Below are 22,858 nucleotides of genomic sequence, written 5' to 3'. Positions count from 1 at the left end.
TTATCGCAGAGCTAGCGTTATCGCAGACCGGTGCCCCTTGCCTGCGGATGCCAGCGCAACGCCGAGGATGATGCCGCGCATGAGGTGTCGTGCATGACATCGGATACATGACTCCGGTTGGTGATCAAATCACCGCGTCATGCCCACTCGCGTCATGCCCACTCGCGTCAGCCCCTTCTACCTCCGTCACTGGATTCCTGTTTTGACTCCCGTCACGATATCGTAAGGCCGAGAAGCGCGGGTCGTCATGTCAAGTCGTCATGTCAAGTCGTCATGTCAAGTCGTCATGTCAAGTCGTCGCATCAATGGGATGGATCGAGTGGCATAAATCGATGTCATTGGCGCGATTGACCACGCGCCACGCATGCCGATGTTGACGACACAACAAACGCAAACGTCAGTATCAGAAGACAGCCTCAACGCAACAAGGCAAAAACTTCCGGCGGAAACCAGGAAATCCCCGGAAGTACCGTCCACGACGCCATCCGCAAACTGTCTGCGATGAGGCTGTCTGCGATGGGAATCATCAAGAGCGGAACCACTAGAAACGTGGCATCCACAATTCAGGAATTCACACGGCATCGACAATCTCAAAACGGATCTCTTCGGAAACCAGAACTGGATTACACCCAACCGTCGCCTCTCGAGGAACCGGTCGCTTGATTACTGGGATCCAGCAGATTCATGATTCTTTCCATATCTTCCTGAGAAGAGAATACAATGTGGATTTTCCCATGTTTTGGAGATCCCGTTATCGTGACTTTGGTGTCCAATCGGTTTTCCAATCGATGACGCTCCTCCGAGCTCTCCCAAGGATTCGAGCGCTTCCGTGTGGGTTTTATCACAGCCGTCCCTGTTTGTATGGAAACTATCTCTTCCGTGCTACGAACCGACAATCCTTCGGATACGATTCGATTCGCCAAAGACTCCATTTCTTCTGTCGATGACAAGGCGAGCAGTGCACGCGCATGTCCGGAGGAAAGGACACCAGAGGCGACTTGTTTCTGAATGGTTGGAGGAAGCTTCAACAAACGAAGGATATTTGATATCTGCGGGCGTGATAACGACACCGATTCAGACAACTCAGCCTGGGTGAGACCAAAATCCTCCATCATCTGCTGGAATGCCGCCGCTTCCTCCAGTGGGTTGAGCTCCACCCGATGAAGATTCTCCAAAAGGGCATCGCGGAGCATATTGTCATCCGTCGTTGTTTTAACGATGGCTGGAATTGTCGTGAGACCCGCGAGCCGCGTTGCCCGCCATCGGCGTTCTCCCATTATCAATTCATACACGGTTGATGATGTTTCACGTGAAACATCATCAACATCCGGTTGGGAAACGTTTGTGGTGGATTTCTTCCTTACGACCACTGGCTGAAGGACACCGACTTGCTTGATTGAATCGGCAAGTTCCCGCAGGTCTTCTTCATCGAAAATCGTTCGCGGTTGCTGGGCATTGGCAACAATCTCCGATACGGACAATTCAGCCAAATACCCACCTTTAACCGTTCGGAGCCCGGGATTCTCGTCCGCCGCACTCCGATCAGCATATACTTGCTGAGTCGGATTCCCTCTCGACCGAGAGACCCCATCGTTCATATGGGACGATCCATCAGATTCGGCGGCAGAAGCATGACGACTCTCACGAGCCACGTCATGCCCTCTTCCGTGTGCCGCGTCTTCCTGATCATCATCAGTTCCAAGGCGGTTGACCGCCTCGCTAGAGCCTGCATCCCCCGCGTGCATTTCACTGCCACCCGGCATGATATCCGACGGCGCAGGCATGCTTTTCGGCCCATGCTCTTTCTTCCCATCCGCGGAGAGGGTCTGTCCCGCGGCGAATTCTGCCGCTACGCGAGAACCTTGAGTCGGGACCGATCGGTCCGCATCAGTTGGCTGATCCATCCCCACGCCTATCACGTTCTCGGCGGATGCTCCAAAAAAGACATCGCTGGGATGAACGATCGTCGACAATGCAGGAATCGACCGCCTGCGCGACGCCTTGGCTTGTGACGATGCAATTGCGGACGATGTTTCACGTGAAACATTGCTTCGATGACCGTCATTATGGTCACGGTTATGATTTCGCTTGCTGTTTTCGGTTTGGGTTCTTTTCGGCGACGAACTATCTCGATCCGATATGTCATCGGTGCCGACGGTTCTTGGTCGTTCCGGTTCCTTGTCGGGTGCAACAGAATCACCTGGTATATCAGGAAAAAGGGCGCCAAGTCCTTGCCCCAGTCGTGACTTCTTCGTCATTTCTCGTTCACCTCGCGATGCATATCGATTGAGCCCAATACGTCTTCTGTCCGTTGAGATATCTCCAAAGCTGCCTCCTTATATGCGACAGCTCCAGTGCCACGGGGATCATAGGCAATCACTGTTTTTTGGAAACTGGGGGCCTCGGAGATTTTAACGCTGCGGGGAATGGTTGTATCAAGTACGAGAGCCGGATAGTGCTTCTTTATCTCCTGATAGACTTCCTTGCTGAGCAGGGTACGTCTATCAAACATGGTAACAAGCATCGTCGATACAACCAGACTGGGATTATAATGCCGTTGGATCAAGTCGATAGAATTAAGCAATTGCCCCAAACCCTCAAGTGCGTAATATTCAGCCTGTATCGGTATAAGAACTTCATCCACCGCGCATAATGCATTGATCACCAGAAGCCCAAGACTGGGAGGGCAATCCACAATCACGTAATCGTACGAGTCATGATTAATTGCATCGTCCCGTTGCATGGCGGATCTTAGCAAAGTCGTCCTATTAGGCAATCCGGCAATCTCGAGTTCCGCCCCACTAAGATCAATCGACGAAGGGACAACGTCCAATCCTGAAAAATCCGGACATGGCTGCTTAATATCTGAAAGTTCTTTCCGCCCTTCAAGAACGTCATACACTGACGGTAGTCCCGGAGCGTGATCGATACCCAATGCGGTGGACGCATTGCCCTGGGGGTCCATATCAATCACCAAAACGTGGAGTCCGCCATCCGCCAAGGCGGCAGCCAGATTCACCGCGGATGTGGTTTTCCCCACCCCTCCCTTCTGATTCGCCACGCCAATACGACGAGTATGCCGCGGTTTGCTCAGCAATGAATGCGTCAATTCTTCCTGACGAGAAAGAGTGTCGGAAAGCTGCGCTCCAAGGGAATTCGATTCGTCACCAAATATCCGAGCAATTGTCGAAGCGACTGATTCCATCGATGATGCTGTGTGTTCATTTTGCTTCGACACAATTCTCCTCCACGACCTACCATACCGACTTTTGCGCTAAATCTCATTCTACTGCCACGGTCTTATGGATAAAGGAATACACGACCGCTAACTGTGCCGATCCCCTGAATGTCGACTGTGGTCGGAAGCCCTGCCCCCGCATTCATTTCACATCCCATAGTGGTCCGGGATGAAACTCCCCCGCAACACACCATCATCGATGTGAAATGATCACAACGTGCGTGGATTGCAGTCCATGCCCAAGTGGTGCTTCAACTACACGCGGATTCACCCCGCCGTATCGACGAATCTCCTGTTGTGCTTTCGCGATTTCCTCCGCAGCTGATCGCCCTTTCAGGGCAATCAGCTGCCCCTGCGATGCCAACAACGGCAAGGTCCATCCCGCGAGTTTGGACATCGGAGCTACCGCGCGGCATGTGACAACACTAAATAATTGATTGTGCATATGGTTACGATCGGCATTCCTACGATGAGAGCGATCAGGGATCAACGATTCCGCACGCTCTCTGAGGACCACAACATTGGTCAATCCCATATCATTGACGCATTCGTTCAACCACTCGATTCTCCTCGCCATCGGCTCAACCAATGTGAATTGATGATCGGGAAGACATGCGGCTGCGACCAGTCCAGGAAATCCTCCACCACTGCCAATATCGGCAACGGTCCTGCGCGATAGATTCGCCGTGCATTGACGAATAAAAGGGACGATCACAGCTGAATTCAGAATATGCCGTTCCCATAAACGGTCTGGATCACGTGGTCCTATGAGACCTCGACGAACACCTTCGTTAAGAAGTTTCACGTGAAACATCTCCAACTGGGGAAGAGCATCACCAAGAATCTCCTGGAGAACGGGAGATCCTTCCAATGGATCGGAGTGAGGCGATGACTCGGAGCCTTGAAATTGAACCGGCTCCCGAGGCTGAGCTGAATCAGCCTTGCCTGCATCAACTTTCTGTGATTCCATGATGTTCTTTCTATCTCCATACCCTCGGCACCCGTAACGCGACCGGGAACCACCGTAGCATCTTTACGTACGATGCTCCTACCTCCACAATCACGAAGGTAAGGTCTCTTCTCGATCCCATTTAGCCAGACAGAGACCAAACTAGTACTTATCCAAGCCAATACCACTTATTGCAGAGAACACGCACCGACCTTTGTTCCGCCCGCCAACATGTGCACATCACTGGCAGATCCATGGTTCCCTTTCATCAATGCGCGCAATCGCATACGGGAAAACATCAACGCCGAACGCAGAGAACAAGGCAACGAAGCAACGACAATGCCGAGCGCTGAAATGGAGTGGCATAAACATGCTCATGCCAAAACATCCATTACTCACCATTGTCGTGCTTGCCATTCGCAACGGCATACCGCACGCGGAATATTATCAATGCTGGAATCCCGTGATCCCATACTGCACATAAGCGGACGCTCCCACTTACGCGCACTCCATGCAGCTCACACAGAGTGCCGCTCACTCAGAGTGCCGCTCACACAAAGAACCGTCCGATTCCGTGACACTCTGTCACATTGTCGTGTGCAATGCCCTGCCCAGCTACCGCAATTATTGCTGATACGGCTTTGCCGTCAATGAAATCCCGATGATCCCATTCGTCAAAACGATTTATTCCTTATCGTTTTCTATTCCTTAACCCTATTCCCTTTATTCCTTATCTTCTTCAGCCTCGTCGCCCTCATCGCTCGGCGCATAAACGGTCACAAAACGATGAGGCTCTTCGCCGTGCGACCGCGACTTAAAACCTTCCTCACGAACGGTATCGTGAATGATCTTCCGTTCAAAGGAATTCATCGGTTTCAGATCGACCGCCTCGCCGGAATTGCGAACTTCATCGATCGCAGCAAGAGCCATCTGGTAAAGACCTTGCCGCTTGCGTGAAAGATACCCGTCGACGTCGACGATAACATGGGATCTTTCGCCGGTCTTCTGCTGAACAGCAAGCCTGGTTAAACGCTGGAGTGCATCAACGACTTCACCATGTTCGCCGATCAGATTCTTGATCTCGGAATCATCATCGGCAACGATCTGAACCATGGGCCGCTTGTTCCTGATGCCCATCTCGATATCGCCATCGTAATCGGCAATGTCAAGAAGCCCTTCCAAATAATCCGCGGCAATGTCAGCTTCTTCGTTGAGCTGATCGACGCTTTTATCGTCTTCCTGCAGCATGTCGGCCACTCCTTCCATATCTCGCTATAGTGTATCGCTCACAATCTCATACGTCACTGCATCCAGTACGCATATTCACTTGGATGTTTCACGTGAAACATCCATCGTGAACGGTTCCATCGGTACAAATGATCGGACGGAACGGAATTTACTTCTTCCTCTTCTTCCGTTGAGGTTGCTGACGTTGGAATCCACGCTCCTCACGAGCCTTTGCCTCTTGCTGGGCAATCTGAAGCTGCTCCTCCTCCAGAGAGATTTCGCCGGCATTCTTCCTGCGCTTATTCTCCCGATGGTGATCGCGTATCTCCTTCTCCTCCGCAGCCGGAGAACCTGGGGTCGGGAACGAGTATACCTGCCAGATCGAACGAAGCATATTGCAGATGTTGTTGGTTACCCAGTAAATCAGTACGGCAAAGGGGAAGCTGATGCCTGAAAAGATATACATGATGGGGAAGAACCACGTCATGGCCTGTTGCATCTTGTATTGCTGCCCCTGCATGGATTCCCGCGGCAGATTCTTGCGCATGTTGTTGAACTGCATGAACCACATGGCTGTGCACATCAACGCGACAAAAATGGCAATGACGATTTTCCCCGCGGTGTCCGCCGAGCCGAAGGTGGTCGTGACATTGACGCCAAAGGCCGAAGTCTTCGCGAACTGCTGAGCGGTTTCCTTCGTGAACGCACCCAAGGGTGCCCTGCTCCCACGAGCGATATAGGGAATGGCCGACAGTACATAGAACATGCACATAAACACGGGGCCCTGAATAAGCATTGGAAGACAGGAACTTGCCGGGTTGGTTCCGTTTTCGTGATACAGGGCCATCATCTCGCGGCTCAGTGCCTCTTTGCTCGCGGGATCCGTCTTACCTTTGTATTTATTCTGAATCTTCAGCATCTTCGGCTGAATAGCCTGCATTTTTCGCATGGATTTCATCTGCTTGATATAGATCGGCAGAATGCACCCATGAACGACGAGGACAAGGAACACGATTGATAGAACCCAGGACAGTCCGATGGCCGGCATTCCCATAAATGTCAACATTTTATGGAAAAACACCATAATCTGTGTCATCAGCCATTCGATCGGCGTCAATAACTTGTACAGCCATCCGAAGAAGCCACTGTCAAGCAGGAAGTGGTCCTGATTGTAGTACATCGGTCAGATCGTCTCCTTATCCAAGGACGTAGGCGTCAATCGTGGTTCCTCATGAGCACGAGACCATGAAAAACGATAAAAGACGGAAAAATGCTGTGGAACGTCGTCGATTCCGCCGTTACTCCATGGACGGCATCGGAGAAGCCGCAATGAGGCAAGAACAAAGCCACGAAAGGCGCCAAAACGCTCAATCGCATCAATCGCGTACACGGAACAACTTGGATAGTATCGACATCTTGCCGGACCCCCAGCAGAGATGGAGCGCTGATACCACCGGATCATTCTGATCATCGACCACGATATCCTCGTCATGATGTTGCTTGCTCCCCGTCATGTCGACGCGTCTCATGCGTCAACGCCCGCATTCGGGAACCGGCACTCCAACCACTATCGAAAAGGTGCGCGACCTGCACATCCAAATCGGCAAATGACGCCGTGGCGGCACTCGGCTTCGCGCGGAGAACGACATCGCATCGCGGAGGCAGCATGTCCTCATGCCGTCGAGCGAGAACCCTGAATCGCCTTTTGACGGAATTCCGAACGACCGCATTCCCCACGGATTTGGATACAGCAAGACCAAGGCGCCGACAGAATGAGGAGGGTACTCCATCCTCCTCCGTCGGCGGCACTCGGAAATGAGCAACGATGTCCTGAGTGGCGACCTTCCGGCGACTCCTCATAACCATCGTGAACTCACGATGACTTTGAAGTCGTTCCACGGCTAGAGTGCGCTTCTGGAATGGTCACGCGGCGAGGGACGTACGACCCTTGGCACGACGACGGTTGATCATCGCCCTTCCGGAACGAGTGCGCATACGCGCGCGGAATCCGTGCTTCATATGACGGCGACGGTTATTCGGCTGGAATGTCCTCTTCATACTTAACGCTCCCGGTTTTTGGCCATGCAAGGGCATGGCTCCTCATGAGTCAGGCTCTACTACGCTACTCTTCGCCATGGCTTTCGTCAAAAACGACCGCACCTTGTCACGTCACACCGCGTCGTGCCGATCACTTCCGGAAGTTCCACCAGAAGGCACCATCATGAAAACCATCATCCACACCATGACGTAGCCGAGTTCCAACGATGAGCAAAAACCGTGCGGTTCCGCCATTTTGGAGCCATAGTTATCCACAAATTACACGGATGTTATTCACAATCGGCCTGTCACAACACGCAAAGCTGTGGATAACCCAGAGAAAGAGGAGTAAAAATGACCTATTGTATTGTGGACCAGCCGGACTAACGATTGAGCTTGAGGGGAGAAAATCACGTGGAAGCGATTGACTCTTCTCACGTCAATGCGGTGCATGTGTGGGCGGACGCTTTGGCCGTCCTCAAAAGCGACGGATCACTGTCACCCCGTGATAAAGGATGGTTCGAAGGCGTCGTGGCCGAGGCCATGATCGATTCCACCATCATCCTGTCGGTATCAAACATCGAGACGCAGCACGCTTTGCAGAGCACGTTGAACGCCCCCCTTCTGAAGGCACTGCACCTGTGCACGGGAAGGGACATGTTTCCCGCCTTCAAGATCATGGCACCCAAGGAAAAGGCTTCAGCACAGCCATCCTCGCAAACAACGGACGACACCCGGCCGGCGGACCACGTCGCGGCGGACCACGTCGCCGGGCTTAGGGACAGCTCTTCCGTTTCCCGGCATTCCACATCATCATCCCCCGACCCGACGTTACCCCTGTCGGCTCTGCGATCCGCATCCTCCCCTTATTCGGCAAGCCAGCATTCGGCAAGCCAGCCGGCGCTTATCGATCGTTCCGAGATACCGCTGCCATCGTCGGTGCAGAACCAACAGGACAATTCGCGCTCGACGGGAGCCGCCCAAGCCGCGTTCCCGATCGAAGAGCATAGGATGGAACTCGATCCGCAGACGCACCTCAACAAGAACGCGACCTTCGACACATTCGTCCCCGGCGATTCCAACCGCTTCGCGCGTACCGTGGCTCTTGCCGTTGCCGAGGGGTCAGGCCGTGACTTCAACCCGCTGTGTATCTATGGGGGATCGGGTCTGGGGAAAACCCACCTTCTCAATGCCATCGGCAACTACGCACTGGTCAAGGATCCCTCGCTGAAGGTTCGCTACGTCACCAGTGAGGAATTCACCAACGAATTCATTGAAGCTCTGCAGAATCCCAATCAAAGTCAAGGCCAGATAGCTGACTTCAACCGACGCTATCGCGAAGTGGACGTGCTGCTCATCGACGATATCCAATTCCTGGGAGGCAAAGAAGCCACCCTCGAACAGTTCTTCCACACGTTCAATTCGTTGTATCAGGCGAGCAAACGCATTGTCATCGCCTCGGATGTCGCACCCAAAAACCTCAGGGGATTCGAGGCCCGACTGATTTCTCGGTTCGAATCCGGATTGACTGTTGACGTCAAACCACCTGATCTGGAAACACGCATCGCGATTCTACGGATGATCGCATCCATGAATCAGACCGTCATACCCAATGACGTTCTGGATCTCATAGCCGAACGCTTCACCGAGAACATCCGTGAGCTGGAAGGTGCGCTGACGAGAGTCACGGCCGTCGCCTCATTGAATAACCAGGCCGTCACCAAGGCTCTGGCCGAACAGACCCTCCAGGACTTTTTCACATCGGACGTCGAGGTCAGACCAACTGACATCATCGGACAGGTCGCACAGTACTTCCATCTCACCTTTGATGACCTTGTCGGCCGGGCTCGGACGAAGAACGTCGCGCTGGCACGGCAGATAGCCATGTATCTCACACGCGAGATGACGAGCATGAGTCTGGTGGATATCGGCGAGGTCTTTGGCGGCCGCGACCACACGACGGTGATGCATGCCTACACCCGCATCAGCAACGAGATGCAGGAAAAACAGGAGATATATACCTACGTCATGGAACTGACGGTCAAACTCAAACAACACCCCTTGGACTGAAACGACTCCGTGGGCCGAGACGACTCCGTCTTGGTATTGGATCGCGCATGTGTCGTAGTCGGCAACCCCATATGATCGTTACGATCCTTCCGTCTGCTCCTTCCGTCTGCTCCTTCCGTCTGCGTTTCGCGGAACCTGCCTCGTCGATCTGCCTCTTCTGATTCTCCCGGCAATAATTACATCCGCTTCTCGTTTTTCGCGTCACGATGAACGGCATTGTCGGCATGACACGCCCTACTGGCGCCGAAGACGATAAAAGTTATCCACCGATTTATGCACAGATGTGGGTAAAGTCTGCGAATAGCCGGTGGAAACCGCCGATTTTTATAGTGGATAACTCGTGGAATATGACGCCGCATTTGTGGATAACCTCCACCATCAAGCACGCTTGTGGATAACCTCCCTACTTATGCACATCATCCACAGAGATTATCCACATAACTGCGGGTTGTTCAAACCCTTGCCGTTACTGTCATCACATCGGTTATCCACACTATCCACCGTTCTTATAATGATGATTCCTTTATCCCTTACGTTTCTTCATCCTCACCATCACGGCAATCATGCATTCCATCCGTGAATCTGCACACCTACCGCGCCATCCCTACTAGAATGGCGTCAGATACGAATCGAAATGAGGAAGAATGAAAGTCGAGATAGATTCAGCTGCTTTGGCAGACGCCGTCGCATGGACAACCAAAGTCATCGATTCACGTCCCGCTAATCCCATTCTGGCCGGTGTCCAGCTTGAGGCAAGCGACAGCTCATTGCGCCTATCGGCTTTCAACTACGAGATATCCTCACGTCACCACATCGAAGCGGGCGTTGATGAACCAGGTCATGTTCTGGTACTGGGAAAACTTCTGGCGGACATTACGAAGACGCTTCCCTCGCAGAAAACATACCTTTCGACAACCGATTCTTCCCTGATAATCCAATCCGGGAAATCCCAATTCACCATGCAGCTGATGCCCGTCAGCGAATATCCTGACCTTCCCAGCCTCCCTGATGCTCTGGGACAGGTTGATGCGGCGACCTTCATTCAGGCAGTGTCACAAGCCTCCGTTGCGGTTTCTCACGAGGAAAATCGTCCCGTTCTGACGGGTATCCGTATGGAATTCTCAGGAACCGATGTTGTCATGACGGCAACGGACCGCTTTCGTCTTTCAAAATCGCGTTTTTCCTGGACGCCGAAGAATCCCGATGTCAATACCGTGGCTTTGGTGCGTGGGTCGATTCTTCGTGACCTTGCCCGTTCCTGCGACGAGCATCAGAACGTGATCATCGACTGTGACGACAATGCCCCCCTTCTCATGGGATTCGAAAACTCCCAGCGCATCTCCACGGCCCAGCTTATCGAGGGTGAATTTCCTTCGGTCGACAAGCTTTTCGCCGATGAGTATCCGATCCATGCCGTGATCGACCGCCAATCATTCCTGTCGGCCATCAAAAGGGTCTCGCTCGTGGCCGAGCGTAATGCGCCCATCCGTCTGGTCTTCTCCGGACAGGAACTGACGCTATCCGCGGGAGCCGCTGATGAGGCGCAGGCCACGGAGGTGCTCGACGTTGACATGGATGGAGAAGACATCACAGTGGCCTTCAACCCGACTTATCTCATCGAGGGGCTGTCCGCCATCACGGAGCCGTTCGTGAGGATGAAGATGACGACGGCCGTGAAACCAGTGGAATTCAACGGGCAGCAGGAGTCGGATTCGGACGAGTCCATGGATTATCGGTACCTGCTGGTTCCGATGCGCTTTCTGTCCTAAGTCATGACTTCTGATGGTTATGACGGAATCCGGGTCGATGCCGGTCGTATGACGATACAACGACTGGTTCTTGATGATTTTCGCTCGTGGAGACACTGTCAGTGTGATTTTCGCGCCGGCGCCACCATCCTCGAAGGCTCAAACGGTCTGGGAAAGACCAACATCGTCGAGGCCATTGAGGTTCTTTCCACGGGGATGAGTCACAGAACGTCGTCGCTGTCATCGGTTATCACACACGGAGAATCCCGCGCCACCATCCGGGCTATGGCCGTTGACGGCGTTGAAGCCGATGAGGATGGGAATGATGTGGTCGGCGGGCATGACGATCAGGCCGGTAAAGGTCTTGATGAAGTTCAGGGACGTGATCGGGGACGTGATGATGTCACGGCGCGACCGCCATCATCCACACGTCTGGGCCTTGAGGCGACGATAACCGCGCGTGGGGCGAACAGGGGTCGCGTCAATGGTGGTCCATCCGTGTATCTGCGTGACGTCGTGGGGAGGATTCCCAGCGTCACGTTCGCTCCGGACGATCAAAGGCTGGTGACCGATGATCCCGCTCGTCGCAGAACGTTTCTCGATCAGGCCGGTTCCCTTCTGATCCCCGGATATACGGCGTCGCTTCAGACATTTGAAAAGGTCGCACGCCAGAGGGCAGCGCTTCTTAAAACCCTGTCCCAGACAACAGGGGCGGATGATCACGCCGCGGCATTGAGCGGGCTTGAAGTGTGGACCGGCCAGTTCATCATGTCCGGAACCGATCTTACGAGAAAACGCCGCCGCGTGGTGGATGCTCTGGCCGGTTATTTCGAGGATGTGCATTCTTCGCTGACGATGGGGAAGGCTGGTTCGGGCCACCATGCGACTATGACGTACGCTCCGTCCTTTGCGGAAGTCGAGGGAGTCGATGATCCGCATGGAGATAAGACTATCGACGACGACATCAGCGCCCGTTTCCGCCGGATATTTCCCGGCGAGATCGCACAGGGAAGGAACCTCATCGGTCCTCATCGGGATGACGTCCTTTTCGGTCTTGATGGCGCGCCCGCACGTGAATTCGCCTCGAATGGCGAGATCTGGACGATGGCTTTGGCCCTTCGTCTCGCGCTGTTCCACGTGATGCGTCGTGTTCGTGGAGTCGAGCCGATTGTCATTCTGGATGACGTCTTCGCGCAGTTGGACGACGAACGCCGGTCAAGGATCATGGACTTCGCCAGGGATCGGACTCAGGTGATCATCACCACGGCTACGGCACACGACATTCCGGTGCTGAGTGATGCGGATGTTGTCGACGTGCGCGCCTTGCGTGATCGATATGATCTGTCTGGTCGATCTGATCCCTCTGACCGGGATTCCACGGATGGTGACGTATGACCGTTCCCTGTGGTGAGGCTCTGGGTCTTGATCCACGTCGCCTTCCGGCTGAGGTCTTTCACCGCGTCATCACCTACGCGCAAAAGGCCGGCACGACGCAGGCGCGGGAGGAGGCCGCGTGGAACAGCTTCGGACAACCTGGCCGTGATCCCGGTCTTGTGGGGGATATCGCCGTTGTTATGGCTCATAAGGATGGATGGGATGCTCATCTGCAGATGGCGAGGCTTCGCAATGGATGGTCCGGAATCGTGGGGGAGGATATAGCGCGTCGGACCACCGTGGTGTCTCTCGAGGAAGGGGTGCTGACGATCCGCGCCGAATCCACCGTGTGGTCGACGCAGCTGTCGTTCATGGCGCCTCAGTTTCTCGACGTCCTTTCGTCCCGCCTTCCCGACCTGGGCATCCGACGGATTGTGGTCACCGGTCCCCGGCCCGATCATGGTCGACGCGGGATGCGGTATGTGGGGAGGAAAAGATGACGTGTCTGGGGCAGCGGTGGCGGCGACGCGGTCTGGTCGGCGGGTTCGGCCGTTCACGACGTCATATCGGTCACTGACCTCAAAAAGCGCGACAATGGCTGTAATAGCTTCAAAGTCCTACACCACGAGTAGAATTACCTAGAGTATGAGTAAATGCCAAGAAGAGCCCATTATTGACGTTTTTGGGCATAATGGGCCGGCGATCGTCCGTGATGACGATTGATGGCTGTTTGTGGGAAGGAATCCTTGTGGCGGATCTTGACAATGGCGAGGACGCGGTGAAGGATCAGAACGACGCCAGCGCACTTGCCGATGCCCAGCTCGATGACTCATTGTCTCCCGAGCATTACGATGCGAGCGATCTGCGTGTTCTTGAGGGTCTTGAGGCGGTGAGGATCAGGCCCGGCATGTACATCGGGTCCACGGGCCCGAGGGGCCTTCATCATCTGGTGTATGAGATCGTCGACAATTCGGTCGATGAGGCTCTGGCCGGATATGCCACCCATATAGAGGTCACCATCCTGGATGACAACGGAGTGCGGGTTGTCGACGACGGTCGAGGAATTCCCGTCGACATCGTCCCTGGTGAGGGCGTCTCGGGCGTCGAGACAGTGATGACGAAGCTGCACGCCGGTGGAAAGTTCGGGGGTGGCGGCTACGCGGTTTCCGGAGGTCTGCATGGCGTCGGCATCTCCGTGGTCAATGCCCTGTCGACGCGCGTGGAGGTGGAGGTCCGCCGGCAAGGCTTCCATTGGACACAGACCTATGTCGATCAGCATGCCACGGCGCCCTTGGCCAAAGGCCGCCCCATGGACGACAACGAATCCACCGGAACGTCGGTCACCTTCTGGGCGGATCCCGATATCTTCGAGACGACGTCCTACGACTTCGAGACATTGAGGTCACGATTCCAGCAGATGGCCTTCCTCAACAAGGGTCTGCGCCTGACGCTGACGGATCTGAGACATCTTGATGATACCGGGGACGAGGTCACCGGCGACGGCGATGATGTGGTCAAGGAACTGCACCGTTCGGTGTCGTACTGCTATCAGAACGGCATACGAGACTACGTGGAATATATGGTCAAGGCACGGGGATCCGCACCCGTTGAGGATGACATAGTCGATTTCGAGGCCGAGGACCTTACGCTGGGCATCTCCGCCGAGGTGGCCATGCAGTGGACGACGGCGTATTCGGAATCCGTGCACACCTTCGCGAACACGATATCCACGACCGAGGGGGGCACTCACGAGGAGGGTTTCCGCGCGGCGCTCACCACGATGGTCAACCGCTATGCGCGGGACAAGAACATCCTCAAGGACAAGGACGAGAACCTGTCCGGTGACGATGTGCGCGAGGGGCTTACCGCGGTCGTGTCCGTCAAACTGACGAATCCGCAGTTCGAGGGCCAGACGAAGACCAAGTTGGGCAATTCGGAGGCGAAGACCTTCGTCCAGCGGGTTATGACCGAAAGATTCGCCGATTGGCTCGATGCGCATCCCGGAGATGCACGCAACATCATCCAGAAGGCAGTCGAGGCCGCCCACGCCCGCATCGCGGCGAAGAAGGCCCGTGAAAGCACCCGACGCAAATCCATATTCGAGACGGCTGGCATGCCCGACAAACTCAAGGATTGCCAATCGAACAACCCCGAAGAGTCCGAGCTGTTCATCGTCGAGGGCGATTCGGCAGGCGGTTCGGCCATTCAGGGCAGGAATCCCATCACCCAGGCGATTCTGCCTCTGCGTGGGAAGATCCTCAACACCGAGCGTGCATCCATCGATCGCATGATGAAATCCGACACCATAGAATCCCTGATCACCGCGATCGGAGGAGGATACGGCGAGGAATTCGACCTGTCCAAGGTCAGATACCACAAGGTCATCATCATGGCCGATGCCGACGTGGACGGTGCGCATATCGCCACGCTGAACCTCACCCTGTTCTTCCGTTATATGAGGCCGATGATCACCGCCGGATACGTGTATGTGGCCATGCCGCCGCTGTACAGAATCAAGTGGACGAAAGGCCCGCACGATTTCGTCTATACCGATGCGGAGCGTGACCGTGTTCTGGCCCAGGGCAAGGAATCCGGTCGTCAGCTCCCCAAGGGCGAGGGGATCCAGCGGTACAAGGGTCTGGGCGAGATGACGTATCAGGAGTTGTGGGAGACCACCATGGACCCCGAGCATCGCATTCTCAAGCAGATCCATATCGAGGACGCGGCTTTGGCCGATGAGACCTTCTCGATGCTGATGGGTGATGATGTGGAGCCACGTCGCCTCTTTATACAACGCAATGCGCATGACGCGCGATTCATCGACGCATAGACGGGAATCGCGCGTGGGAATCCACACGAAAATCCACATGAAGGTCACCGGGTCGGCATCGAAGGGGATGTCACGGCCGGGTGCGTGAACAACGAGACAAGCAGCGGATGCAGGTAGGAGAACACAGTGTCTGACGATGTGAACGACAATGACGGGTTGACGGTCCCGGAATCGCCTCTGGAGCCGGAGAGTCCTCAGGAGGCCGATCAGACGGACTATGGTCTGATGAAGGGTGCGCGGGTCAAAAGCATGGATCTCCAGCAGGAGATGCGCGAGTCCTATCTGGCGTATGCCCTGTCGGTTATCGTGGAGCGCGCGCTTCCCGATGTCCGCGACGGGATGAAACCCGTCCATCGTCGTGTGATCTACGCGATGTATGACGGCGGGTATCGCCCCGACCGCGGCTACAATAAGTGCTCACGCGTGGTCGGCGATGTGATGGGCAAGTACCATCCCCATGGGGATTCCGCCATCTATGACACGTTGGTGCGTATGGCCCAGTCCTGGTCCATGAGGTACATGCTTGTCGACGGACAGGGGAACTTCGGTTCCCCGGGTGATGATCCCGCGGCCGCCATGAGGTACACGGAGTGCCGTATGGCTCCGCTCGCCATGGAGATGGTCCGGGACATCGACAAGGACACGGTCGACTTCGTGCCCAACTACGATGGGAAGACCCAGGAGCCCACGGTTCTCCCCGCGCGGTTCCCCAATCTTCTCGTCAACGGTTCGGCGGGCATCGCCGTGGGCATGGCCACCAACATTCCTCCGCACAACATGCGCGAGGTGGCCGATGGCGTCCACTGGGCTCTGGACCATCCCGAGGCGACGAGGGAGGAGCTTCTCGATGCGTTGATCGCACGCATCAAGGGGCCGGACTTCCCCACTGGCGCGACGATTCTCGGTCATCGAGGAATCGAGAAGGCGTACCGCACGGGCCGAGGACTCATCACCATGCGGGCCGTCGTCAGCACCGAGGAGATCCACGGGCGCATGTGCCTCGTGGTCACTGAATTGCCGTATCAGGTCAACCCCGACCGTCTGGCCGCGTCCATTCGCGAGGCCGTGCGTGACGGCAAGATCCAGGGCATCGCCGATATGCGGGATGAGACGTCGGGCCGCACCGGCCAGCGTCTGGTGCTTGTCCTCAAGCGTGACGCCGTTCCCAAGGTCGTCCTCAACAACCTGTACAAGCACTCGCAGCTTCAGCAGACCTTCGGCGCCAACATGCTGGCGCTGGTCGATGGGGTGCCGAGGACGCTGAGTCTTGACGCCTTCATCCGCCACTGGGTCTCCCACCAGCTTGAGGTCATCGACAGACGCACCCGGTACCTCAAGCGTGAGGCGGAGGAACGCGACCACATCCTTCAGGGCTATCTCAAGGCCTTGGACATGATCGATGAGGTCATCGCGCTGATCCGCAGATCGCGTGACGTCGAGACGGCCCGTACGGGGCTGATGGACCTTCTGGATGTCGACACCGTTCAGGCGGACGCCATCCTCGCCATGCAGCTGAGGCGTCTGGCTGCTTTGGAACGCCAGAAGATCATGGATGAGCATGAGGATCTCATGGCGAAGATAACCGACTACAACGCCATTCTCGCCAGTCCTGAGCGCCAGCGTTCCATTGTCGGCGACGAGCTTGATGAGATCGTCGGGAAGTACGGAGACGATCGTCGCACGCGTATACTTCCGTTCTCCGGCGAGATGAGCGACGAGGATCTCATCGCCGAGGAGAACGTCGTCGTCACCGTCACGCGATCGGGATACGTCAAGCGCACCAAAGCCGATGAATATCGTGCCCAGCATCGTGGCGGCAAGGGAATCCGAGGAGCGAAGCTGCGCGACGACGACATCGTCGATCATTTCTTCCTCACTTCGACGCATAACTGGCTTTTGTTCTTCACGAACAAGGGGCGGGTGTACCGTCTCAAGGCATACGAACTCCCTGAAGGTTCCAGGGATTCCAAGGGTCAGCATGTGGCCAATCTGCTGCAGTTCGCCCCGGACGAGTCCATCCAGACGGTGCTGTCGATTGCCGATTACAATGCGGCCGACTATCTGGTTCTGGCCACGAGATCCGGCAAGGTCAAGAAGACCCGACTGTCGGAGTATGACTCGCCACGTCAGGGAGGACTGATCGCCGTGCGTCTGACCCTGGATGAGGGCGGCGCGTCCGACGAGTTGGTCAGCGCGGCGTTGTGCAACGCCGATGATGACATCATGCTGGTGTCACGCAAGGGCATGAGCCTGAAGTTCCGCGCCGACGATGCTCAGCTGCGTCCGATGGGTCGGCAGACGGCCGGCGTGCAGGGTATGCGCTTCCGCGAAGGTGACGATCTGCTGGCGATGGACGTCGTGTCCGCCGACAGCGACCTCGATCTACTGGTGGTCACTGATGAGGGATTCGCCAAGCGCACGGCGGTAGGCGAGTATCGACTTCAGGGACGCAACGGTTTCGGCGTCAAGGCGCTGCAGCTTGCCGAAGGGCGCGGAACGCTGGTTGGTGCCGTCATCGTGGGCGATGACGATCAGATTCTTGCGATCATGAAGTCCGGCAAGGTCATCCGTTCCGCGGTCAAGGAGATCAAGGAGACGGGGCGCGCCACCCAGGGCGTCACGCTGGCCAAGCCCGATGCCGGGGATCTCATCATCTCCATCGCCCGCAATGAGGAGAAGGACGAGGGCGATGAGGACGGCGATGGCGACTCCGCTGATGGAGATGGCCGCAGCCCGGATGCCTCTACTGCCTCAGAGTCCGTGCAGGGGTCCGACGATGTCGGAACCAATGCCACGACGGCTTCCCATGCGGGATCTGACGGGAGTATCGTGGAGACTTCGGAAGATGGCGAGTAATCGTCGAATAAGCCTGATAGCCTCTGTGTGATGTTTTTGCGCGGTGGCCGACGAGACAGGGTAAGGAAGCATGATGAGCGCATATGACGAAGACGATATGCCCGAAGTGGTCCGATCGTCGATGAGTGGCGAGCATGTGGCCCCGAATGGACGTTCGGTCCGGTCTTCGTCCTCGGATCAGCAGGTGTTTCCGCCACGGTCCCCCCGGGCCACTCCGACCGTCGCCCCGCGACGTGCCCGTCGTGGTATTCCTCGTGCTCGGAGAATGAGTCTGTCACTGACCAAAGTGGACATCTGGTCCATATCGCGCGTGACTTTCCTTCTTGCGGTCGCCGGCGGAATAATCCAGATCATCGCCGTGGCATTGGTCTGGATGGTGCTCAATGCGATGGGGCTGTTCTCCCAGATCAATCAGATCGTCTCCTCGACGGGTCTGGACACAAGCTCCTTCAATCTGTCCGATATCTTCTCCCTGAGCACCATACTTAGTGCCGTCACCATCTTCGCGGTTCTGGAGGTCGTTCTTCTTACCGTTCTGGCGGCGATCGGGGGGCTGCTGTATAACGTCGTGGCGTCCCTGGTCGGTGGCGTCCACGTCGTTTTGGGTGACGACTGACGGGTATCGTGGTCAGACCGCGGTATTCTCCTTTGCCACACGTATTCTTGTCAGGGGTGACAATCCATTATCAGAGGAGGATATGATGATTGACGGTTTCAAGAAATTCATCTCGCGCGGAAGCATGATCGACATGGCGGTCGGTGTCGTGATGGGCACTGCGGTCACGGCCGTCGTGAATTCCGTGGTCGACAGCTTCATCAATCCGTTGATCGCGATGATCTTCGGCAAGCCCAATATGAATGGGCTTCTGGCCTTTACCTTCAACAATGCGACCGTCTCTTTCGGGGCCATATTGAGCGCGATTCTCAACTTCCTGTTGGTGGCTATCGCGGTGTATTTCTTCATTCTGGTTCCCATCAACAAGATTCGTGACATGTCGCAGGCGATGCTGCACAAGCAGGGTGCCGATGAGGAGAAGAAGGAGCTCAGCCCCGAGGATCAGACCGTGCTGCTGCTTCAGGAGATCCGTGACGAGCTGGCCAAGCAGAATGGCGCGGCATCGCGCTGATCCCAGGAGTCCGGTAAAACTGCGTAGAGATTAAGTCGCCTTCAGTGCCCACCGAAATCGGTGGGCACTGATCGTTGTGGGGGCATTCCGGGTGCGGCTTCCCCGTCCCCGCCTTGTTCGCGTCTGGCTGCCCTCGCGCGTCTGGCTGTTTCCAGTCGTGTGGCTGTTCCCGGTCCTGTCCGGCATTTGCAAGAACGTCTGTTGGTCGTGGTGCTTGTTGTTCGCAGTGCTCGGATATTTCGCTGGAGAAAAAGTCATCTGAGTGGTGATTGTCATCTATCATTAAAAGCTAATGGAGTTTGCTTTTATGAAGGAGGGAATATGGCCGGTCTGATTATCTTGCTGCTTATTCTATGGATTATCGGAGGCATCGCCGGACTGCTGATCAAAGGTCTTTTGTGGCTTTTCTGGGCTTCGCTCGTATTGTTTCTCGTCACGCTTGGTGTCTCCTTCGTCAAAGGGTTGTTCAGCCAATCGAAGTGATATTCCCCGACTGCCGCACTGTCCTTTGTCAATTGCGTGACCATCGTGCTTGGGAAAGTCCATCGGGGCTTGACGTCATGAGGGTGTTGGTGCCGTACGCGCGACAACGATATCCGACGATACCCGGCAATATGATGAGAGGCCGGAATCAGGGAATCCTAAGTGGATCGGACGGCCGGAGGGAATCGCAGAGAAGCAACCAGAGAATCGTTGAGCAATGTGCAACGAGAGAGCGAAAAGAACTGTGTCCTGACGCCGTCAAGCGTCAGGACACAGTTCTTGTCATGGTTTGCGCATTGTGGCCGTTTCCGCGGCCGTCGCCGTCTTCTGCTGCACCTGCGCGGTGTCCGCATCCTGCCGTGGGGGTGCGATGGCCAGTATCACCAGTGCGAGTAGCCACATTGCCGGGTAGGTGTAGAACGCGTATGGTTCGCCGATTGACCAGTTGATGATGTGGGCGGTTATGACGGCCAGTCCAAGGAATCCGGCGAAGAATTCGATGAGGGTGCGTCTGGACCGTTTCGTGCGATGGCCGTCTGGTACGGCAGCGACCACCAGTGCGAGTAGCCACATTGCCGGGTAGGTGTAGAACGCGTATGGTTCGCCGATTGACCAGTTGATGATGTGGGCGGTTATGACGGCCAGTCCAAGGAATCCGGCGAATGTCAGCACTCCGTCGTGCCTCTTCATGATTCAGTCCCCTTTCATGTTGCTTTCATGGTGATTACCGGTGCCAGCTCATAACAATGCTAGAGTATGCACCCGGTCACGGCATCCCCCACACGCACCCATCCTCGTGCGTCGGAACGATACCATGCCCATCCGGCGCCGACCGCACATAGGGCAAGTCCAAATGGGCCAATTTTCTTCGCCGCGAATTTCGCCCCCCTGGCGCCCCATTTCACACCGCTCCAGACTTTTCCTCTCAGCCACGTGGCCCTTGAGCCCAGCCATTTTGCTGCGGATACTATTGCATTCCACCACTGGGGATCCGCTGATATCGGATATGCGAAGCATGTCGTTGTCGATTCTCATTCTCGTTGTGATGCTGCGTTCCGAGGGGCGCGATTGCGTCCCTCGGCCACAGTGTCACCCGGCATCGGTCCGGAAACGCCGAGTCGGCGTTCAGGTTTTATCGCACGAATAGTCAGGCCGGCGTTCGGTAGTGCCCGGAGTCTTGCGCACTTTCGGTTTTGTCGTTCCGCGTGCGTTTTCAGTTCGCTTTGTTCATGGTGTCGCCGAGCCGGGACATGTCCAGGTAACGCCGGGTGGACCAGTCGTTGGACGTCACGTAGCGAATCCGTGCGGTGATGAGCATCAGCGCGCTCCTGCCGTCGGGGAACGCGCCCACGACGCGGGTCCGACGCCGGATCTCCCGGTTCAATCGTTCTATCATGTTGTTGGTCCGGATCCGTCGGCGATGCTCGACCGGATAATCCTCGAGCAGGTACGTGGTGGTCTCGCCAATGCCCTCCCGCAGGCACTTGGCGGCTTCCTTGAGTTTCCTGGAGTCCATTTCGACGGCGACCTGCCCGGCCTTGGCCAACGCCGCTTCGCGTGATTCCATGGCGAACACGGCCTTGAGGGCGTCGGCGGCCCACCGCGTGTGCCGCGGGGAGACCCTGGCGAGTACGTTGCGCATGAAATGCACCATGCAGCGTTGATAGCGTGCTCCGGGCAGCAGTCCGCCGACCGTCGAGACGAGCCCGGCGCACCGGTCGCCGGTCACCATCCGAACGCCGGCAAGCCCCCGTGAGATGAGCGAGGAGACGAACGAGTTCCAGCTGGCGGCGTCCTCCTTCATGCCCTCGGCCACGCCGATGACCTCCCGGTGCCCGTCCGACCCGACGCCGATCGCCACGAGCACGGAGACGTTCTCGATCGCACCTCCCCAGCTGCGCTTGTGCCACACGCCGTCCATGAACACGTACGGATACGGTTGGGACAACGGTCGCTGCCGCCATGCGTCGATGTCCTCGTAGATCTTTTTGAGCTTGTCGGACAGGGTCTGGGACGGCATCCGCTCACCCCACAGGGCCTGGCTGATGTCGTCGACGCGACGCGTGGAGACGCCGGCCAGGTACATGTCGATGAGCGCCTCCTCGACCGATTCCTCCCGGCGTCGGTACCGTTCGATGACCGCCGACTCGAACAGGGCGCCCTTGAGTTTCGGCACCTTTACCGCCATTTTCCCGGCCTTGATCGTCAAGGCTCGCTCGTAATGACCGGCCCGATACGCCTTCCTCGCGTCCGAACGCCCGTATCTCGCAGTTCCCGTCAGCTCGTCCGCCTCGGCGTCGAGCATCCGGTTGAGGATCTGCGTGACCTTCTCCGTGACCATCCGGTCGAGTTGGGTCTCGAACATGGCCTGGTTGACCTGTATGATTTTCTCGGGCATGGCCCGTACCTGCTTTCCAATCGGTTTTCTCTTTCAGCGATTGAAAATCGTACACACAGGACGGGTTATGCTCCCACCACCTCAAAACTGCGCAAGAATCCGGACGTTAGGGGCTGCGGACGTTTTCTTGGAGATTGAACGAGAGGATTCTATGTTCAGTCAAGAGGAGCGTGGTCGTGCCGTGGAGTTGTATTTCTCCACTGATATGACGACCCAGCAGGTCGCGGAGCATCTGGGTTATCCCACCCGTCAGTGTTTGGAACGTTGGCTGCATGAGGATCCGCGGTATGCCGATGCCATTGCCAAGCCGATCATCCCGTTCTCCAAGCGGGTGAGAGCCGTACGCCTGTGTCTTGCCGGTCTGCAACAGAAACAGGCGGCGGCGCAATTGGGTATCAGCCCAGCCGTGGTGCATCATTGGATGGTCTCGTATCGTGAGAAGGGTCTGGTAGCAGTGCAACCTAGGAGGAGGACCACGATGACGGAGAAAGACAAGCCCAGAATCCGCCCTGTTTCTGATG

20 protein-coding genes are annotated in these 22,858 nt (G+C 56.2%); 10 read left to right on the top strand and 10 right to left on the bottom strand.

The genetic code is table 11. The annotated features are described in order from the left end of the window. Nucleotides 1–623: 623 nt before the first annotated feature. The 8 genes from BMIN_RS09255 to rpmH form a co-directional block, all read right to left on the bottom strand. Nucleotides 624–2,258: a ParB/RepB/Spo0J family partition protein gene (locus BMIN_RS09255; RefSeq protein ID WP_238565545.1), complete on the bottom strand. Its 1,635-nt coding sequence runs from the start codon at nucleotides 2,256–2,258 to the stop codon at nucleotides 624–626. After that, nucleotides 2,255–3,205, bottom strand: coding sequence for a ParA family protein (locus BMIN_RS00070; protein ID WP_051126480.1), 951 nt, complete (start codon nucleotides 3,203–3,205; stop codon nucleotides 2,255–2,257). Before BMIN_RS00070 ends, BMIN_RS09255 begins: the two co-directional genes overlap by 4 nt. A gap of 226 nt (nucleotides 3,206–3,431) precedes the next feature. After that, a complete protein-coding gene (gene rsmG, locus BMIN_RS08170) occupies nucleotides 3,432–4,208 on the bottom strand; it encodes a 16S rRNA (guanine(527)-N(7))-methyltransferase RsmG (protein WP_081648083.1) in 777 nt (258 codons plus the stop codon). A gap of 702 nt (nucleotides 4,209–4,910) precedes the next feature. Beyond that, nucleotides 4,911–5,435 carry a Jag family protein gene (locus BMIN_RS00065; protein ID WP_022861803.1) on the bottom strand — a complete coding sequence of 175 codons (525 nt, stop codon included), beginning with the start codon at nucleotides 5,433–5,435 and terminating at the stop codon, nucleotides 4,911–4,913. Nucleotides 5,436–5,583: 148 nt separating this feature from the next. Beyond that, nucleotides 5,584–6,594 (bottom strand): membrane protein insertase YidC, encoded by a 1,011-nt coding sequence (yidC, locus tag BMIN_RS00060; protein ID WP_022861804.1) that lies wholly within the window; start codon nucleotides 6,592–6,594, stop codon nucleotides 5,584–5,586. 3 nt (nucleotides 6,595–6,597) lie between these two features. Further along, nucleotides 6,598–6,885, bottom strand: a complete 288-nt coding sequence (gene yidD / locus BMIN_RS08165; protein WP_081648084.1) for a membrane protein insertion efficiency factor YidD — start codon at nucleotides 6,883–6,885, stop codon at nucleotides 6,598–6,600. Nucleotides 6,886–6,902: 17 nt separating this feature from the next. Further along, nucleotides 6,903–7,313, bottom strand: coding sequence for a ribonuclease P protein component (gene rnpA, locus BMIN_RS08160; RefSeq protein ID WP_081648085.1), 411 nt, complete (start codon nucleotides 7,311–7,313; stop codon nucleotides 6,903–6,905). Nucleotides 7,314–7,337: 24 nt separating this feature from the next. Further along, nucleotides 7,338–7,472 (bottom strand): 50S ribosomal protein L34, encoded by a 135-nt coding sequence (gene rpmH / locus BMIN_RS08155; RefSeq protein WP_081648086.1) that lies wholly within the window; start codon nucleotides 7,470–7,472, stop codon nucleotides 7,338–7,340. Nucleotides 7,473–7,898: 426 nt separating this feature from the next. Here rpmH and dnaA point away from each other — a divergent pair, with 426 nt between their 5' ends. From dnaA to BMIN_RS08750, 9 genes are all read left to right on the top strand, one after another. Then, on the top strand, nucleotides 7,899–9,521 hold the full coding sequence (gene dnaA, locus BMIN_RS00055) for a chromosomal replication initiator protein DnaA (protein ID WP_022861806.1): 1,623 nt from the start codon (nucleotides 7,899–7,901) through the stop codon (nucleotides 9,519–9,521). A 644-nt stretch (nucleotides 9,522–10,165) separates the two neighbouring features. Further along, nucleotides 10,166–11,290, top strand: coding sequence for a DNA polymerase III subunit beta (dnaN, locus tag BMIN_RS00050; RefSeq protein ID WP_022861807.1), 1,125 nt, complete (start codon nucleotides 10,166–10,168; stop codon nucleotides 11,288–11,290). 48 nt (nucleotides 11,291–11,338) lie between these two features. Then, nucleotides 11,339–12,664: a DNA replication/repair protein RecF gene (gene recF, locus BMIN_RS00045; RefSeq protein WP_022861808.1), complete on the top strand. Its 1,326-nt coding sequence runs from the start codon at nucleotides 11,339–11,341 to the stop codon at nucleotides 12,662–12,664. Next, nucleotides 12,661–13,143 (top strand): DciA family protein, encoded by a 483-nt coding sequence (locus BMIN_RS00040; RefSeq protein ID WP_022861809.1) that lies wholly within the window; start codon nucleotides 12,661–12,663, stop codon nucleotides 13,141–13,143. Before recF ends, BMIN_RS00040 begins: the two co-directional genes overlap by 4 nt. Before the next feature lie 212 nt (nucleotides 13,144–13,355). Next, a complete protein-coding gene (gene gyrB / locus BMIN_RS00035; protein WP_051126487.1) occupies nucleotides 13,356–15,473 on the top strand; it encodes a DNA topoisomerase (ATP-hydrolyzing) subunit B in 2,118 nt (705 codons plus the stop codon). Between the two features lie 225 nt (nucleotides 15,474–15,698). Continuing rightward, nucleotides 15,699–18,329, top strand: a complete 2,631-nt coding sequence (gyrA, locus tag BMIN_RS00030; protein WP_420796707.1) for a DNA gyrase subunit A — start codon at nucleotides 15,699–15,701, stop codon at nucleotides 18,327–18,329. A gap of 73 nt (nucleotides 18,330–18,402) precedes the next feature. Further along, nucleotides 18,403–18,945, top strand: a complete 543-nt coding sequence (locus BMIN_RS00025) for a DUF3566 domain-containing protein (protein WP_022861812.1) — start codon at nucleotides 18,403–18,405, stop codon at nucleotides 18,943–18,945. Nucleotides 18,946–19,030: 85 nt separating this feature from the next. Beyond that, entirely contained in the window at nucleotides 19,031–19,456 is a 426-nt protein-coding gene (mscL, locus tag BMIN_RS00020; RefSeq protein WP_026647630.1) for a large conductance mechanosensitive channel protein MscL, read from the top strand. Nucleotides 19,457–19,777: 321 nt separating this feature from the next. After that, nucleotides 19,778–19,939 (top strand): hypothetical protein, encoded by a 162-nt coding sequence (locus BMIN_RS08750; RefSeq protein WP_169460847.1) that lies wholly within the window; start codon nucleotides 19,778–19,780, stop codon nucleotides 19,937–19,939. Nucleotides 19,940–20,221: 282 nt separating this feature from the next. On the opposite strand, the gene BMIN_RS00015 is transcribed toward BMIN_RS08750, so the two are convergent. Continuing rightward, on the bottom strand, nucleotides 20,222–20,629 hold the full coding sequence (locus BMIN_RS00015; protein ID WP_033507973.1) for a hypothetical protein: 408 nt from the start codon (nucleotides 20,627–20,629) through the stop codon (nucleotides 20,222–20,224). Between the two features lie 523 nt (nucleotides 20,630–21,152). Next, nucleotides 21,153–22,337 (bottom strand): IS256 family transposase, encoded by a 1,185-nt coding sequence (locus tag BMIN_RS00010; RefSeq protein ID WP_034886200.1) that lies wholly within the window; start codon nucleotides 22,335–22,337, stop codon nucleotides 21,153–21,155. Nucleotides 22,338–22,488: 151 nt separating this feature from the next. Here BMIN_RS00010 and BMIN_RS00005 point away from each other — a divergent pair. Then, nucleotides 22,489–22,858, top strand: a 370-nt coding sequence (locus BMIN_RS00005) for a helix-turn-helix domain-containing protein (RefSeq protein WP_034886199.1), incomplete at its 3' end; no start/stop codon positions are given.

The sequence above is a fragment of the Bifidobacterium minimum genome (assembly GCF_000741645.1).
Lineage (GTDB): Bacteria > Actinomycetota > Actinomycetes > Actinomycetales > Bifidobacteriaceae > Bifidobacterium > Bifidobacterium minimum.
Note: the sequence above shows the minus strand (reverse complement) of the source record. Positions and strands in the feature narration are given on the sequence as shown.